We start from the raw sequence: 15,647 nt of genomic DNA on the forward strand, positions 1-15,647 counted from the left end.
GTTATCGTTAGGGCTGATGGCCTCTTCGCAGGCAAGCCAGCTCCCACATTTAATCGGGTTCGCAAATCAAAATGTGGTAGCTGGCTTGCCTGCGATAGTGGCTTCACATTCAGGACATATCTTCATGACACACCACAGCGACCTGCTGGTCATCGGCGCCGGCATCCTCGGCCTGTCCCACGCCTACGCCGCCGCCAAACGCGGCCTCAAGGTCAAGGTCTTCGAGCGCAGCGCCACACCGCTGGGCGCTTCCGTGCGCAACTTCGGCCAGGCACTGGTCACCGGCCAACCCCCTGGGCCGATGCTCGACCTGGCACGGGAAAGCCGCGACATCTGGGCGCACTGGGCACAGGTGGCCGGTATCCAGCTCAAGCGCAACGGCTCCTACCTGTTCGCCCGCACCGAAGCCGAAGAGCATCTGCTGGAAGCTTTCTGCGCCGGCCGCGGGCAGGAGCACGGCTACAACGTCGAGCTGCTGCAAGGCGCGGCGATGAAAGACCTGTATGGCGGCCAGTTCCGCCATCACCGCGCGGCGCTGCATGGCAAGGATGATCAGCAACTGTATTCGCGCGAAGCGATCCCGGCGCTGATCCATTATCTGGCCCAGGAACTGAAGGTGCAGTTTTACTTCTCCACCCTGGTGCGTGACGTTGAGCCTGGCCAAGTGCACACCACCGCAGGCAGTTTTCGCGGCGAGCAGGTGGTCGTGTGCTCCGGCCATGACTACCAGACCTTGCTGGCGGAACCGATGGCCGCACTCAACCCGAGCATTTGCCGCCTGCAAATGCTGCGGGCCCGGCCTGCGCTCAACCTGAACCTGCAACACGCATTGCTCACGGGCCTTAGTTGCGTGCATTACGGCGCGTTTGCCGACTTGCCGGAAGCCGCACCGGTGCAGGCACAGATCCTGCGCGAAGCGCCGCATTTACAAGAACACGGCATTCACTTGCTGATCAGCCCGACGCCCCATGGCGAGCTGATCATCGGCGACTCCCACGATTACGGCAGCGATGCATCACCGTTCAATGCCGAGCAAGTCGATGACTGGCTGATCGAGCTGGCGGAGCAGACGCTGGGCTGCAAAATCCAGGTAATGGAACGCTGGCAAGGTGTGTATGGCTCTCGCGGCCCGGCGCCGTTTTCATTCCTGCGTGCGGCGCCGGGCGTGAGCGCGGCGTTGATGCATTCCGGCGTGGGCATGAGCGTGGGCCCGGCGATGGCCGAGCGAAATATCACAGCATTGTGGGGGAGCGCATGATGAACCCGGACCAGGTCATCGCCGAAGTCTTCGGCTTGTACGAAGAGCACGGCGCGGCCGATTACATCGGTGAGCCGGTGTCGCAGATCGAGCACATGTCCCAGGCCGCGCAGTTGGCCATGGCCGAAGGCTTCGACGATGAGGTGGTATTGGCGGCGTTTTTCCACGACATCGGGCACCTCTGCGGCCAGGGCGGCGAGAACATGGGCGGTTATGGCGTGGTCAGCCACGAGCGCCTGGGCGCGGATTATCTGCGCCGCGCAGGTTTCAGCGAGCGCATGGCCAAGCTGGTGGAGTATCACGTGCAGGCCAAGCGCTACCTGACCTTCAGCCAGCCGGACTACTACGCGCGCTTGAGCGAAGCCAGTCGCCGTACCTTGGGGTATCAGGGTGGCGTGATGACAGCCGCAGAGGCGTGGGCCTTTGAGCAAGACCCGCTCTGCCACGTCAGCCTGCGCATGCGCCACTGGGATGAGCAAGCCAAGCACACGCACGTGCCCGTAGTCGACCTGGAACTGCTGAAAGCCAAGGCCCGTGGCCTGCTGGCAGCCGGTGTCGGCACTTAACACGCCTGTCGGCGCTCTTTCGTACCGGCGGTTCAGACGCCATGAACTCTTAAATGACCAAGACCTGGAATAGCCTTGGGTCTTGCCCATTTTTGAGACATTCCCATGCGTTATTTAAAAGCGACCGCTCAGGACCTCAGCGGTAACGGTAAGGCTGATACCGTCATCGTGCACTTTTATGAGCGCCAGGCCGGCGAGCCGGATGCATTGAGGCATGAAGCCCTGGCGGTGGACATGGACGGCGACTCGGTGATCGATGTGCAGTGCGCCGGTGATATCAACCGTGATGGGCAGAGCACCATTCGAGATAAACAACTGTTAAAGACATTTGCCAATGCGTTTTTAAAATTCGGTTGGTTCAATAAAGGTGGCAGTTCCCAGCGCACGTTGAGCGTGTATGTGGACCATTACGATAAGCAAGGCAAACCCAATGCCATCAAGCTGCAACTCCACGATTTGCTGGGCGGGGTTCGCAAAGAGAGCCTGACGTGCAGCGCCGCAGCGTATGACGCTGACAGCAATGGTGTGCTTGAGACCTTTACCAATAGTGATATCGATGGGAACGGTATCGCCGATAAAGTGGATAAAGAATGGATGCGAGTACTGGGCAGCATTTTTCTGGAGATGCGCTGGTATGACACTAACGCCAGCACTTGAAGTCGACGGGCAGTCAAGATGAGGGGCTGACATCAATAGTGCGTTACTCAGTAAAGCGTTAAAGTTATTAAGGGAATTGTGCCGATGCGTTATTTGAAAATTGTTGTAAAAGACCAGAGTTCCAATGCTCAGGCAGACACGGTGAATCTTTTCTTTATGCAGCGTAATCCAAAGCTGCCGGACGAGGTGGTGCGTACAGCGACGGCTGTTGATACCTCGGCTGACGGCTTGGTCGATTATCAAATCACTGGAGATATTGATGGCGACCGTATTGTTTCGGGCCTGCAGGATAGGGAGCTGCTCAAGCATTTTGCTAACAGTGTGTTGAAGTTGAGTTGGCTCAGCCGACCGTCAATGCCGAACCGCTCTATCATTGTTTACGTGAGTCGATTCGACACGGCGACCAATCCTGTTGAAATCCGATTGGATTTCTTTCAGCGCGAGAAGCCGATGATGGGCAAGGAGAAGTTGATGCTTAGCCTTACCGCGTGTGGCGGCGCTGCAAAGGGGGAGATGCGACTGGATGAGGAAATGCTCCCCTCCGACCTGTTCGATACCGTTGATCAAGAGGCTCTGCAGCGTATGGTCAAGACATACCTGAAGTTTAACTGGCGTTAAGGGACAGGTGTTGTTGCACCTTCTTACGTTGGCTGCAGGGGTTGAGCACTGGATAGGGAGCGACATTTTCAATAGCGTAGGGTGTATTGTTGTCAGGGAGTTCGACATGCGTTATTTGAAAGTGTATGCCCAGGATCGATCTGGAAATGGCCACGCCAATGTGGTCAAACTTCGGTTTTATAAAAAAAGTGCTTGCGGTCGTGCTGTTCTGCTTAACAAGGCGATTGCGGTGGATTTCTCCCGAGACGGAAAAGTTGACCACCGTGAAGGCGATGTAACGAATAATGGTATTTTTGATGCCTGTGATGATGCGCTGCTTTCCAGGTTTGCCAACACTTATCTGAAATTGAACTGGTTCAACGACAGGGACGCTTCAAGTCGTTATATGCACGTCTTTGCCAAAGGTGTTTACACAGACGGCATGCCGGATACTGTTTTTTTGCATATGCATGAAGGAACAGATGAGGCGTCCCGAAAAACGCTGGTTGCCTGGAGCGCAGTCTGTGACGTTGATAATAATGGCCGCCCGGATTGGAATATTTACTCTGATGTCAACCGGGATGGTGTTGTCAATGACAGTGATCTGATAATAGTGCAGCAATTGGCCGATATGTTTCTTAAATTTAATTGGTATACGCCTGGCACCGGTTTTGTGTAGCGAACGGGTGGTTGAATTCTATTGATCAGCTTTTAATTACAATCGAGATAAGTATGCGTTATTTAAAAGTCACCGCTCAAGACCGCAGCGGTAATCGACGCCCAGATACCGTGTTTCTACATTTCTATGAACGGGGTGCTGCTGGGTTTGACGAGGTGGTTCATGAAGCGTTTGTCGTTGATATGGATGGCGATGCCAGCGTGGATCTGCAGACGGTTGTGGACATCGAGGTGGATGGCAAGAGCACCGTCATCGACAGCCACATGATCAAGACGTTTGCTAACACCTTTCTTAAACTGAACTGGTTTAATGACGGTGAAAGTTGGAAGCGCACGTTGGTAATCATCGCCGTCCATGAGTACGAAAAACGGCCGCCCAACGGTGTGCAACTCAATTTTCTGGACCGGCGCAGTACGGCGCGTAAACCAACCTTGGCTTATCAAGCCTCAGCCTTTGATGGCTATGGGAATGGCGTCCTGGAATGGTTTACCCATACCGATGTGGATAAAAACGGCGTAGTTGATCAGGCAGACAAAGAGCTGATCCGTTCCTTGTGCAGTAGTTTCCTTGGGTTCAAATGGTACAAAGACAACAGCGTTTGACTTACGTCTGCCGATAACAGCTTGCGTGAATTCATACGACAAACCGGGACGCGACGGCTAGAGGCGCGAGTGCAGGCGTTATTACTCTCTGTGGTTCTTCAATTAATAAAGCGAGAGTAGGTGATGCGCTATTTAAAAGCGACTGCCCAGGACCGTAGCGGTAATGGCAGGGCTGATATGGTTATCCTGCAGTTTTTTGAGCGACCTGCTGGCGATCCTGACGAACTGGTCCATGAGGCGGTGGCTATTGATATCACCGCCGATGGCGCTACCGAGATCTTGTTACCAGGCGATATCAATTTTGATGGTTATAGATCGGCAGAAGATAAGGCGTTGCTCAAGACGTTTTCAGATGTGTTCCTGCAACAGAACTGGTTCAATCCTGGCGAAACCTGGCGGCGTTACCTGACGATGCGAGTCGCCCGCTGGTCTGGGGGAGGCGTGCCTAATATGCTTAAACTGAGTTTTCATCAGTGTTGTACATCACAGGGCAAACGCGTCTTGATGCATAGCGTCATGGGCTATGACAGCGATAATGATGGCATCGTGGAGTCGATTATCAACACGGGTCTGAAGCGCGATCGTAGTGGCGATCACCGGGTTAGCGACGCCACCAAAGCCTTGTGTGACGCTTTCCTGGCATTTGGTTGGCATACTCCGGGGCGACTCAGAACGGTTTGATGTTTGCCTCAGTGCGTTGAGACAAACGTCTACCCATGGCAGGGTGAATTCATACGTTCAGTCCAGAAGCGTCGCCTAGCGACGCTTTTGCCGGCTTCATTACTCTCGTGTGACTTCAGCCACGCAAGAGAACAGGTGATGCATTATTTGAAAGCTACCGCGCAGGACCGCAGCGGTAATGGCATGGCCAACACGGTCATTCTGCATTTTTTTCAGCGTTACTCCACAGGCATTGACGAGTCGCTCAAGGCATTTGCCCATACATTTTTTAGGTTGAACTGGTTTAACAAGGGGGACAGTTGGCGGCGCACGCTCCGATCCATCTGCATTAACTTCCTCGCGTTCAAATGGGATGACCATGCTCATCCGGGTTTGAAAAAGTTAGAACAAGAGGTCGATCAATGCGCTATTTAAAAGTTTTCGCGCAGGACTCTACAGAGGTTGGCCGGGCGGATACTGTAGTGCTTGAGTTCTACCAGAGTGCACAAGGTGTTCAGGACAGTTTGGTCAACCAGGCCGTGGCCTACGACTTTCCAACTGACGGGAAAATCGACTACAGCCGAGGGGATGTGACGAATGACGGTCGGGAAAGTCGGCTCGATAGACTGTTGCTGGACAGGTTTGCCTCTGCCTATTTGAAGCTCAACTGGTTTAATCCTGGGAAGGCTTCAACGCGCTACATGAAAATTTTCTCCGAAGACTTCTATAAAGACGGCACGCCCGACACTGTGCGTCTGCACGTGCAGGAGGGGACGGGGGACATCGATTCTCACACTCTGGTCGCCTGGAATGCCGCGTATGACTTTGATAACGACCAAGTGCTCGAATGGAACATTCATTTCGATATCAACCATGACGGTGTGATCGACGACCTTGATCGGCGTTTGGTCCACCAGTTGGCTGAGCTGTACCTGCTGTTCAGCTGGCACGAACCGGAAACCTTTGAGATCAAGGTCTTGGATATCCCGGCCTCATGAGCCATGGGCCAGGTGCAACGCAGATCAATGGGCGCTCGCTGTTACTCATCCTTTAGTGCCTGCGCCAATACATGAATCTGTTCCTGACGCTCAGCCTGGCTAAGCTTTGGCTGAGCGTTGAGGCACGACCATTGCGGGTAGGCACGGGCCTTGTGTAAAGCGTCCGGTAATTTGCCTGCACGCCAGGTTTGGTCTTGAGGCGTGTCGACCTTGATGCTGTGCATCGCCGCATGGCCGCGCAGGTTCAGGGCCTTGAGCAATTGACGTTGGCGCAGGGCGAGCAGGCGCAGCACGCTGTCGTCGACGGTCAGCTCGCGCTGGCCCTTGATCTTGCCCAGCAGGCGGCTGCCGTAGCTGCGTGCGGTTTGCAGCGCGCCACCGGCGATCGCCCCAGCGAGAGCCGCTGCGCCCAGGGTCAGGCCGCCGACCAATAGGTCCACGCCCGCCCCGGCGGCAGCACCTGCAGCGATCCCGCCACCGACGCGCACGCCAAGTTGCTTGAGGGTTTGCGGGTTGAACAAATCATCGCCCCAGCGCCCGTCCAGCAGCGGCAAGTCGCTGGCGGCGGCGTCCTGCGGGCGGAAGCCGAACAGTTTGAGCAACGCTTCCACACACTTTTGCTCGCGCTGGCGTACAGCCTTGCGCAAGTCGCTGATGGCTTGCTGTTCATCCTCTGTGACCACGCTGCGTCGGCACGCGGCGCAGTCAATCAACAGCTCGGCGATCAAGCGTGCAGCGCTTTGCTGGCGGGCCTGGCGTTGGGCTTGCTGATCGAGGATCAGGCGTTCCAATTGCGGCCGTGCGTTTTCCAGCAACAGGGCCAGGCTTTCATACAAGCGGCGTTCGCCGTCTTCCGGCGGCGCCACGCTGTCGAAGCGCACCAGCGCATGCAGGCCGAGGCGGGCCAGGGCTTCGCGCCAGTCCGGCTCGCGGTGGTCAATGCTGCTGACGAAGTTGAGCACCGGCAGCAGTGGTTTGCCGCAACTGGCCAGCACTTGCAGCTCGTCGCGGTACTTGGCCAGCACCGGTTCGCGGGCGTCGATCACATACAAACCGGCGTCCGAGGCCAGCAGTTGGCGCAGTACTTTGGCTTCCTGCTCGAAACGCTGGCGGGCTTCGCTGCCTTCCAGGAATCGCGCCAGACGAGCCGGGCCGTCAAGGCGTTCGCCGGGTCGGTCCAGGCGTTCGAGGTAATCGAGCAGGGCGATGGCATCTTCCAGGCCGGGTGTGTCGTACAGCTCCAGCAAGGCTTCGCCGTCTACCGACAAACGCGCGCCTTCCACATGACGGGTGGTGCTGGGGCGATGGGAGACTTCGCCAAAGCCCACATCGCGGGTCAGCGTGCGCAGCAGCGAGGTCTTGCCGACATTGGTGTGGCCGACCACGGCGAGCTTCAGTGGTTTAATCATGACCGGTCTCCAGCCAGCTCAGCGGCGCACAGTCGGCGAACGGCAGCTCCAGCTGTTGCAGCGCGGCGTGCCAGTCGCCCAGGCGCTCGGCGTCCAGCGCCTGGCCGGGTGGCGCTTGCAATAGCCATACGCGAGTGGCGGTGGCGCTGCGGGCCAGCTCGGCGATCAGTGCCAGGCTGCCGCGATCCGGCGAGCGGCGCGGGTCACAGGCGATGGCCAGGCGTGCGGGCGGGAAGCGCGTGAGTTGTTCCAGCAGTTTGTTGCGCGATTCACGGCTGTCGAGGATGCCGGCGTTTTTGATGCTGCTCGGTAGCTTCGGCGGCCACGGGTGCTGATCGTCGAGTTCGATGGCCACCAGCAGGGCGCCGTCGCTTTCCAGCTCGCTGATGCCGCCGGTGACGTGATGCAGCTGTTCAGGTGCGGCGTCATTCACGCCAAGTCGCTCGCTGCTCGGCATCAGGCGTTCGCGCAGTTGGCTGTAGCCGGGCAGGTTGAGGTCCAGGCGCAACACAGCGCGCCCGCGTTTCCAGCGCCACAGGCACAGCAGCGCGAGGAGCAATCGGGGCAGCAGGCCGTACACCAGCAGCACGCCTACCAGCCACGCGGCCCAGGCCTGGCGGGCGCTTTCGATATTCAGAGCCGAGTCGCCGCTGGCGCGGATCATCTCCACTGTCGGCACATTAAAGCCAAGCAAGGCGGGCAGGCTGCCGAGGGCTTGGGTCACGGCAACAAAGGTATCGGCGCCGAGGAGGGTGGTTTCCCACACAAAACCGTAGCGCCGCGTGGCCAGCAGTGTCAGCAGAATTACCAGGGCGCTGAGCAATGCCAGCAACCACAGGCTGTTGACCAGCATACCCACGGCCCAACGGTTGAGTTTCTGGCGCTGCAACAACAGCAGCAAGGCTGGCGCCAATTGCGCGGCTTTGGCATCGCGGGCAAATTTTTCGCTGAGCCATAACCACAGGCGCCCGAGGCTGGCGCTGTGTTCACCGGCAAACAGCAAGCCCAAGGCCCAGCTGATTAACAGGATCAGGTTCAAGCCGAGCAGGCTGCCCAGGGCCCAGAACACATTCACCGGCGTCAGGCCATTACCCAGGGCGGCAAAGGCCAGCCCGGCGCCACTGATCACGGCGACGACCGCCAGCAGCACCAGCGCCAAACGCGCGCCTTGCAGCCAGCGGGTGAGGGCGGCAGTCAGCCCATCGCGCTCGGCCAGGTGCAGGGCGCGCTGTTGGATGCGCGTGGGCAAATCGCCACCGGCCGTGCGGGCCAGGCGGTTGGCTTCCAGGTCTTCCAAAGGGCCTGCGTGTTCTTCGCGCAGGCGCACGGTTTCGGTCAGCCAAAGTTTATGCAGCGGGTTCAGAGCAGTCACGCGCCGTCCTGTTGAGCAAGTGAGCTTGGAGCATAACCGCAGACTCGTGGCTCTGGTATTCTCGTCGGCATGAAAAAAACACTCCCTTTAAGCCTGATCGCAGCCCTCGGTGAAAACCGCGTGATCGGCGTCGACAACAGCATGCCCTGGCATTTGCCGGGGGATTTCAAATATTTCAAGGCCACCACGCTCGGCAAGCCGATCATCATGGGGCGCAAGACCTGGGACTCCCTGGGCCGACCGTTGCCGGGGCGCCTGAACATTGTGGTCAGCCGTCAGACCGGCTTGACGCTGGAAGGTGCGGAAGTTTTTCCGTCACTGGACGCGGCGGTTGAGCGCGCTGAAGCCTGGGCGCTGGAACAGGGCGTGGATGAGCTGATGCTGATCGGCGGTGCGCAGTTGTATGCGCAAGGGCTGGAGCAGGCGGATCGCCTGTATTTGACGCGGGTGGCGTTGAGCCCGGAAGGCGATGCGTGGTTTCCGGCGTTTGATTTGAACCAGTGGAAGTTGGTGTCAAACGTCGAGAACCTGGCTGAAGGCGATAAGCCTGCCTACAACTTCGAAGTCTGGGAAAAAGCTTAAAAGCATCGCAGGCAAGCCAGCTCCCACAGTTGACCGATTTCTCCTGAGGAAACCGATTCAAGTGTGGGAGCTGGCTTGCCTGCGATAGCGGTCTATCAGACCTGCGCTAATTCAGCATGCTCATCAGCATCCAGCAGCGCTTTATCCGTCTGCCCCATGATCTGGCTGGTAATCGCCCCGGCGGTCATCGAACCATTCACGTTCAACGCCGTGCGGCCCATGTCGATCAGCGGCTCCACGGAAATCAGCAGCGCCACCAGTGACACCGGCAAGCCCATCGCCGGCAGCACGATCAGTGCGGCGAAGGTCGCACCGCCGCCCACGCCTGCCACACCGGCCGAACTCAAGGTCACAATCGCCACCAGCGTCGCGATCCACAGTGGGTCCAGCGGGTTGATGCCCACGGTCGGTGCAACCATCACCGCCAGCATGGCCGGATAGAGACCGGCGCAACCGTTCTGGCCGATGGTCGCGCCAAACGAGGCGGCAAACCCGGCGATCGATTGCGGAATGCCCAGGCGACGGGTCTGCGCTTCAATGCTCAGCGGAATGGCGGCTGCGCTGGAGCGGCTGGTGAACGCAAATGTCAGCACCGGCCACACCTTGCGGAAGAACCGCAGCGGGTTGATCCCGGCCAGCGACAGCAGCAGGCCGTGCACCACAAACATCAAGCCCAGCGCCAGGTAAGACACCACCACAAAACTGCCGAGCTTGATGATGTCTTGCAGGTTGGAGCCGGCGACTACCTTGGTCATCAGCGCCAATACACCGTAGGGCGTCAGCTTCATCACCAGGCGCACCAGGCGCATGACCCAGGCTTGCAGGGTGTCGATGGCGTTAAGCACTTTCTGGCCTTTTTCCACGTCATCCTTGAGCAGTTGCAGCGCGGCAACCCCCAGGAATGCAGCGAAAATCACCACGCTGATGATCGACGTCGGTTTGGCGCGCGCCAGGTCGGCAAACGGGTTGGCCGGCACGAACGACAGCAGCAACTGCGGGATATTCAGGTCGGCCACCTTGCCCGCGTAATCGCTCTGGATCACTTGCAGGCGTGCCATTTCCTGGGTGCCGGCCACCAAGCCTTCGGCGGTGAGGCCGAACAGGTTGGTCAGGCCGATTCCGATCAGCGCCGCAATCGCGGTGGTGAACAGCAGCGTGCCGATGGTCAGGAAACTGATCTTGCCCAGGGACGAGGCGTTGTGCAGGCGCGCCACAGCACTGAGGATTGAGGCGAACACCAGCGGGATCACGATCATTTGCAGCAGTTGCACGTAGCCATTGCCGACCAGATCAAACCAGCTGATCGAGGCCTTGAGCACTGGGTTGCCGTCGCCGTAAATGGTGTGCAAAGCCGCGCCAAACACCACGCCCAATACGAGGGCAAACAGCACCTTCTTGGCGAGGCTCCAGTTAGTGCGACGGGTTTGTGCCAGGCCCAGCAACAGGGCCACGAACACCAGTAAGTTGAGAATCAGGGGCAGATTCATTGAAGCTCCGTTGAGAAGGCAGCCAATCGCGCGAGCCTGCGATTGCGAACCGGGAAGCCTAACAGTTTGAAATATATTGATTTAATACCAATATGGAATGGTCACTGTCGTTTTTGGAATAAGCATTTGGCGCTCAGGCACATGCCCTTGGCGTGATCACGACGCAAGCGGTCGTGCTCGGGCGATAACTGTCATACAGATTTGTTAGCGTCGATGTCTTTCACTCAGGGATAAAACGCTTATGAAGCTTGCGCCAAAACTGCTTGCCGCCGCCTTCTGCCTCGGCCTCGTCAGCCAGGCATTTGCCGCCACCGAGTTGAAACACTGGCCGGCGCCCGCCGCCGAGCAACTGAACAAGATGATCGCCGCGAATGCCAACAAGGGTAACTTCGCGGTGTTCGACATGGACAACACCAGTTACCGCTACGACCTCGAAGAGTCCTTGCTGCCCTACATGGAAAACAAGGGCCTGATCACCCGCGAGAGCATGGACCCGTCCCTGAAGCTGATGCCGTTCAAGGACACCGCAGACCACAAGGAAAGCCTGTTCAGCTACTACTATCGCCTCTGCGAAGTCGACGACATGGTTTGCTACCCGTGGGTTGCGCAGATTTTCTCGGGCTTCACCCTCAAGGAACTCAAGGTCCAGGTGGACGAGTTGATGGCTTCCGGCAAGCCAGTGCCGGTCACCTACTTTGAAGGTGACGTGGTGAAGAAATCCGAGGTGCAGCCGCCGAAAGTCTTCACCGGCCAGGCCGAGCTGTACAACAAGCTGATGGAAAACGGCATCGAAGTGTATGTGATGACCGCCGCCTCCGAGGAGCTGGTGCGCATGGTCGCCGCCGATCCGAAGTACGGCTACAACGTCAAACCCGAGAACGTGATTGGCGTGAGCACCTTGCTCAAGGACCGCAAGACTGGCGAGCTGACCACGGCGCGTAAGCAGATCACTGCGGGCAAATATGACGAGAAGGCCAACCTTGGCCTCGAACTCACCCCGTACCTGTGGACGCCGGCGACTTGGATGGCGGGTAAGCACGCAGCGATCCTGACTTACATCGACGAGTGGAAAAAGCCGGTGATCGTTGGCGGTGATACGCCGACCAGCGACGGCTACATGCTGTTCCACGATGTGGACGTGGCCAAGGGCGGTGTTCACTTGTGGATCAACCGCAAGGACAAATACATGACCCAGCTTAACGGGATGATGGCCAAGCACGCGGCAGCGCAGGCCAGGGAAGGGCTGCCGGTGACGGCGGACAAGAACTGGGTGATCGTCAAGCCGGACGAAATTCAGTAGGACCGCTTCGCCTGCCATCGGGGCATGGGTATCTACACAACCGGTTAACACGAAGTCTGTGGCAGGTGGACTGTTGTGGCGAGCAGGCTTGTCCTGCGTTGGGCTGCGAAGCGGCCCCTGTAAAGGCACTGCAACTTTCCTGAAAGAACTCAGCGTCTGGGTTTGGGGCTGCTTCGCAGCCCAACGCAGGACAAGCCTGCTCGCCACAGGAGAAAGTGGCGGCCTTCAAAAGTTGTGTAGATACCTATGGTCATCGGGGGCAAGCCCCCTCCCACATTCGACCGAGTTTCAACCTGAGAATGCGGTCAAGTGTGGGAGCGGGCTTGCTCGCGAAGGCGGGCTCAAGAACACAGCAGTATCTGTGTAAAAATAGATATCAATTGCGAACCAATCTCATCCTCTGCTAGCGTGCGCACTCCCTGAACCCTTCGTTCTTCTCAAGGTAGTGCTGTGTCCTCCTGGAATTCGCAGATTGCGCGCCTGTTCGCGGAGCAGAAGAAAGCCCTCGAAGCTTTCGTCACCCGCCGTACCGGCAGTGCCCAGGTGGCGGCCGACCTGACCCAGGAGTCTTTCCTGCGCCTGGCGCGCCTGGATTCCGGCGAGAAGATCGACAACCTCCCGGCCTTTCTCTTCACCATTGCCAGTAACCTGGTACGCGACCACCAGCGTCAGGCCATTCGACGTGAGCGCCTGGATGCCGGTGAGCCGAGCGAAGAGCTGCCCTGCAGCAACCCCGGTGCCGATGAACAATTGGCGGCCTACCAGCAGGAGCAACTGATGCAGGACGCTATCCTGGCGCTGCCCGAAGCGACTCGGCAGATCTTCCTGCTCTATCATGTCGACGAACTTTCCTACCGCGAGATTGGCGAACGCCTGTCGATCACCCCGCGCAGCGTGGAATACCAACTGCGTCGTGCCTTGATTGAATGCCGCGGGTACATCAAGACGCGGCTTGCCTGCGATGCACAAGGACGTCGGTCATGACCGCCACACCCACTGCCGACGCGTTGTTTGAAGAAGCCTCTGGCTGGTACTTCCGCCTGCAGGCCGAAGACGTAACGCCCATTGAACTGGATGCCTTCGCCGCCTGGCTCGGCCAAGGCAACGCCCAGGATGAAGCCTGGCAGGAAGTGCAGGCGATGCTCGGTGGTATGCGTGAGCCGGCGCGGGTCATTCGCCGCGCCGAACAGGCCGCCTGGCGGAAACCGGCGCGGCGCTGGGCGTATGCCGCTGCGGTGTTGTTGGTGGTGGGCCTGACCGTGCAAAACACGCCCTGGCTCGACCGCTTGCGTGCCGACTACGCCACCGGCACTGGCGAGTCGCGCACCATCGAACTGGCAGATGGCTCCCACCTGCAACTCAATACCGACAGCGCGGTGCAAATCCGCATGAGTGCGGGCGAGCGGCAGATTCGTTTGTTGCGCGGCGAAGGCTTCTTCGACGTGACCAAGGACCCGACGCGGCCCTTCGTGGTGCAGTCCGGCGATGGCTGGGTGAAGGTGGTCGGCACCCAGTTCAGCGTGGCGCGGCGTGATGCGCAAACGCGGGTGCAGGTGGCGCAAGGCAAGGTTGAGGTCAGCGCCGGGAAAGGCGTGCCGGTGTACCTGGAGCCGGGGCGTGCGGTGGAATATCAGGACGAGCAGCTTGCCGAGGTCCACGGCTTCGACCCGGCCAGTGGCTTTGCCTGGCGCCAACGGCAGCTGGTGTTTCGTCAGCAGCCGCTGTCGGAAGTGGTCACCGAACTTAACCGTTACTGGCCCGGCAAGACCCTGGTGCTAGGCGATGCATTACGCAACCGCGTGGTGTCCGGTGTGTTTGAAATCGACAAGCCCGACGCGGTGATCAAGGCATTGGAATACACCCTCAACCTGCACGCCGAGCATTACACCCCGTATTTGCTGGTGTTGCGCGAAGGCAAAGCGTCCTGATCGCAATTATTTGAAAATACTTTCAGGGTTTCCCGGCAAGCGTTCGTCCTTGATCACTGAGGCGTAAATAGTAAGCACTCTCAAGTAGTGCGGCGCCGATCACAGACTTTTTGCACCGGGGAGCACCATCCATGGCACACCGATTCGCCGCACGGCCCTTGCTGGCACTGGCCATTTCCTTGGCTGGCGGCACCGCGCCGCTGTACTTGCAGGCCGCCGAGACCGCCCAGGCCCAGGCTTACCGCTTTGATATTCCGGGCCAGAGCCTGGATGGCGCGCTGGCGGCGTTTTCGGCGGTGACGCGGGTGCAGGTGCTGGTGAGTGGTGAGTTGACTCAAGGCGTGGTTTCGCCGGGCGTCAAAGGCAACCTGGCCCAGCGCGAAGCCTTGGGCCAGTTGTTGGGTGGCACCGGTTTGAGGGCGGCGTTCATCAACTCGGATACCGTCACCCTGGAAAAACCTGTGGCATCGGGCTCGGCCCTGGAGGTCGGCGCCACCACCATCAGCGCCGAACAGCTGGGCGTGACCACCGAAGGCACGGGCTCTTACACCACTGGCGCAGTAACGTTGGGCAAGGGCGAGCAGAAACTCAAAGACATCCCGCAATCGGTCAGCGTCATGACGCGCAAGCAGATGGATGACCAGAACACCACCAAACTCTCCGAAGTGGTCAAGCGCACACCCGGCCTCACAGCGACCAAATCCCCCGGCCCCGGCATGTTCATCTTCTCCCGTGGCTTCGAGGTCGGCACCCTGCAATACGACGGTGTGGGGATCCCGCGTAATACCTACACGCTGGGCAGTTACCTCACCGAGAACATGGCCATCTACGACCGCGTCGAGACCCTGCGCGGCCCGGCTGCGTTGCTGCAAGGCGCCAACAGCCCTGGCGGCACGATGAACCTGGTACGCAAGCGCGGCCAGCAGGCACCGACCGTGACGGTTACCGCCAAGGCGGGCTCATGGGACCATTACGGTACCCAGGTGGATGCCGGCGGCCCACTCAATGCCGAAGGCACCTTGCGCGGCCGTTTTGTGGCGGACTATGACACCACCAACTCCTTCGTCGACTACGCCGGCGGCTGGAACCAGACAGTCTACGCGGCCGTCGACTACGACTTCACACCCGATACCACCGTGGGCGTGGGCATCAGCAATCAGAAGGGCCACTCGCGCCCCAACTTCATGTCGTTGCCCCGTTATGCCAACGGCAGCGATATCGGCCTGCCACGCTCGACCTTTGTCGGCGCCAGTTGGAACCGTGCGGTCAACAACCAGACCCAAGTGTTCGCCGACCTGGAGCATCGTTTCAACGATGACTGGAAGGTGAAGGCCGCACTGGTGGCCATGGATGAACACAACGACGCGACCTACCAGGCAACGTGGGATGAAATTCCCAATCCGGGCAGCACCGGCAACGTGCGTTATGTGGACTGGGTTACCGACTTCAACACCAAAAGCCGCGGCGCGGATGTGTATGTAAACGGCAAGTTCGAAGGTTTGGGCTTCCAACAGGAAATGGTCCTGGGCGCCAACTATTCCAAGCTCACCAC

The 15,647-nt window shown here is 58.9% G+C and carries 17 protein-coding genes; 14 read left to right on the plus strand and 3 right to left on the minus strand.

The genetic code is table 11. The annotated features are described in order from the left end of the window. Positions 1 to 124: 124 nt before the first annotated feature. The 9 genes from QF043_RS30590 to QF043_RS30630 all read left to right on the plus strand — a co-directional run bounded on the left by QF043_RS30590 (position 125) and on the right by QF043_RS30630 (position 6,017). Complete coding sequence (locus QF043_RS30590; protein WP_307421269.1) at positions 125 to 1,258, plus strand: TIGR03364 family FAD-dependent oxidoreductase; 1,134 nt, start codon at positions 125 to 127, stop codon at positions 1,256 to 1,258. After that, positions 1,258 to 1,824 (plus strand): phosphonate degradation HD-domain oxygenase, encoded by a 567-nt coding sequence (locus QF043_RS30595; RefSeq protein WP_307421270.1) that lies wholly within the window; start codon positions 1,258 to 1,260, stop codon positions 1,822 to 1,824. The genes QF043_RS30590 and QF043_RS30595 overlap by 1 nt, the downstream gene beginning before the upstream one ends. Positions 1,825 to 1,929: 105 nt before the next feature. Beyond that, positions 1,930 to 2,481: a hypothetical protein gene (locus tag QF043_RS30600; protein ID WP_307421271.1), complete on the plus strand. Its 552-nt coding sequence runs from the start codon at positions 1,930 to 1,932 to the stop codon at positions 2,479 to 2,481. Positions 2,482 to 2,565: 84 nt separating this feature from the next. Then, complete coding sequence (locus QF043_RS30605; protein WP_307421272.1) at positions 2,566 to 3,099, plus strand: hypothetical protein; 534 nt, start codon at positions 2,566 to 2,568, stop codon at positions 3,097 to 3,099. Between the two features lie 106 nt (positions 3,100 to 3,205). Next, on the plus strand, positions 3,206 to 3,757 hold the full coding sequence (locus QF043_RS30610) for a hypothetical protein (protein ID WP_307421273.1): 552 nt from the start codon (positions 3,206 to 3,208) through the stop codon (positions 3,755 to 3,757). A 53-nt stretch (positions 3,758 to 3,810) separates the two neighbouring features. After that, on the plus strand, positions 3,811 to 4,359 hold the full coding sequence (locus QF043_RS30615) for a hypothetical protein (protein WP_307421274.1): 549 nt from the start codon (positions 3,811 to 3,813) through the stop codon (positions 4,357 to 4,359). Between the two features lie 123 nt (positions 4,360 to 4,482). Beyond that, positions 4,483 to 5,040 (plus strand): hypothetical protein, encoded by a 558-nt coding sequence (locus tag QF043_RS30620; protein ID WP_307421275.1) that lies wholly within the window; start codon positions 4,483 to 4,485, stop codon positions 5,038 to 5,040. Between the two features lie 138 nt (positions 5,041 to 5,178). Beyond that, a complete protein-coding gene (locus tag QF043_RS30625; protein ID WP_307421276.1) occupies positions 5,179 to 5,454 on the plus strand; it encodes a hypothetical protein in 276 nt (91 codons plus the stop codon). Then, positions 5,442 to 6,017 carry a hypothetical protein gene (locus tag QF043_RS30630; protein ID WP_307421277.1) on the plus strand — a complete coding sequence of 192 codons (576 nt, stop codon included), beginning with the start codon at positions 5,442 to 5,444 and terminating at the stop codon, positions 6,015 to 6,017. Before QF043_RS30625 ends, QF043_RS30630 begins: the two co-directional genes overlap by 13 nt. 41 nt (positions 6,018 to 6,058) lie before the next feature. Here the strand turns inward: QF043_RS30630 and QF043_RS30635 are convergent, their stop codons facing one another. Further along, positions 6,059 to 7,426: a DUF3482 domain-containing protein gene (locus QF043_RS30635; protein WP_307421278.1), complete on the minus strand. Its 1,368-nt coding sequence runs from the start codon at positions 7,424 to 7,426 to the stop codon at positions 6,059 to 6,061. Further along, the gene (locus tag QF043_RS30640; protein WP_307421279.1) at positions 7,419 to 8,798 is read right to left on the minus strand and encodes a DUF2868 domain-containing protein; all 1,380 of its coding nucleotides are present in this window, start codon (positions 8,796 to 8,798) and stop codon (positions 7,419 to 7,421) included. Before QF043_RS30640 ends, QF043_RS30635 begins: the two co-directional genes overlap by 8 nt. 69 nt (positions 8,799 to 8,867) lie before the next feature. Between QF043_RS30640 and QF043_RS30645 the strand changes: the two genes are divergently transcribed. After that, positions 8,868 to 9,380, plus strand: a complete 513-nt coding sequence (locus QF043_RS30645) for a dihydrofolate reductase (RefSeq protein ID WP_307421280.1) — start codon at positions 8,868 to 8,870, stop codon at positions 9,378 to 9,380. A gap of 95 nt (positions 9,381 to 9,475) precedes the next feature. Here QF043_RS30645 and QF043_RS30650 read toward each other — a convergent pair whose 3' ends face one another. Next, positions 9,476 to 10,867 carry an L-cystine transporter gene (locus QF043_RS30650; RefSeq protein WP_307421281.1) on the minus strand — a complete coding sequence of 464 codons (1,392 nt, stop codon included), beginning with the start codon at positions 10,865 to 10,867 and terminating at the stop codon, positions 9,476 to 9,478. A 241-nt stretch (positions 10,868 to 11,108) separates the two neighbouring features. On the opposite strand from QF043_RS30650, the gene QF043_RS30655 reads away from it, so the two are divergent. The 4 genes from QF043_RS30655 to QF043_RS30670 form a co-directional block, all read left to right on the plus strand. Continuing rightward, the gene (locus QF043_RS30655; protein WP_307421282.1) at positions 11,109 to 12,167 is read left to right on the plus strand and encodes a haloacid dehalogenase-like hydrolase; all 1,059 of its coding nucleotides are present in this window, start codon (positions 11,109 to 11,111) and stop codon (positions 12,165 to 12,167) included. Positions 12,168 to 12,617: 450 nt separating this feature from the next. Further along, positions 12,618 to 13,151, plus strand: coding sequence for an RNA polymerase sigma factor (locus QF043_RS30660; RefSeq protein ID WP_138813441.1), 534 nt, complete (start codon positions 12,618 to 12,620; stop codon positions 13,149 to 13,151). After that, positions 13,148 to 14,095: a FecR family protein gene (locus QF043_RS30665; RefSeq protein WP_307421283.1), complete on the plus strand. Its 948-nt coding sequence runs from the start codon at positions 13,148 to 13,150 to the stop codon at positions 14,093 to 14,095. The genes QF043_RS30660 and QF043_RS30665 overlap by 4 nt, the downstream gene beginning before the upstream one ends. Before the next feature lie 131 nt (positions 14,096 to 14,226). Beyond that, the coding region (locus tag QF043_RS30670; protein ID WP_307421284.1) for a TonB-dependent siderophore receptor at positions 14,227 to 15,647 on the plus strand (1,421 nt) is incomplete at its 3' end.

The organism is Pseudomonas sp. W3I7 (assembly GCF_030816095.1).
In the GTDB taxonomy this organism is placed as follows: Bacteria; Pseudomonadota; Gammaproteobacteria; order Pseudomonadales; family Pseudomonadaceae; genus Aquipseudomonas; species Aquipseudomonas salomonii.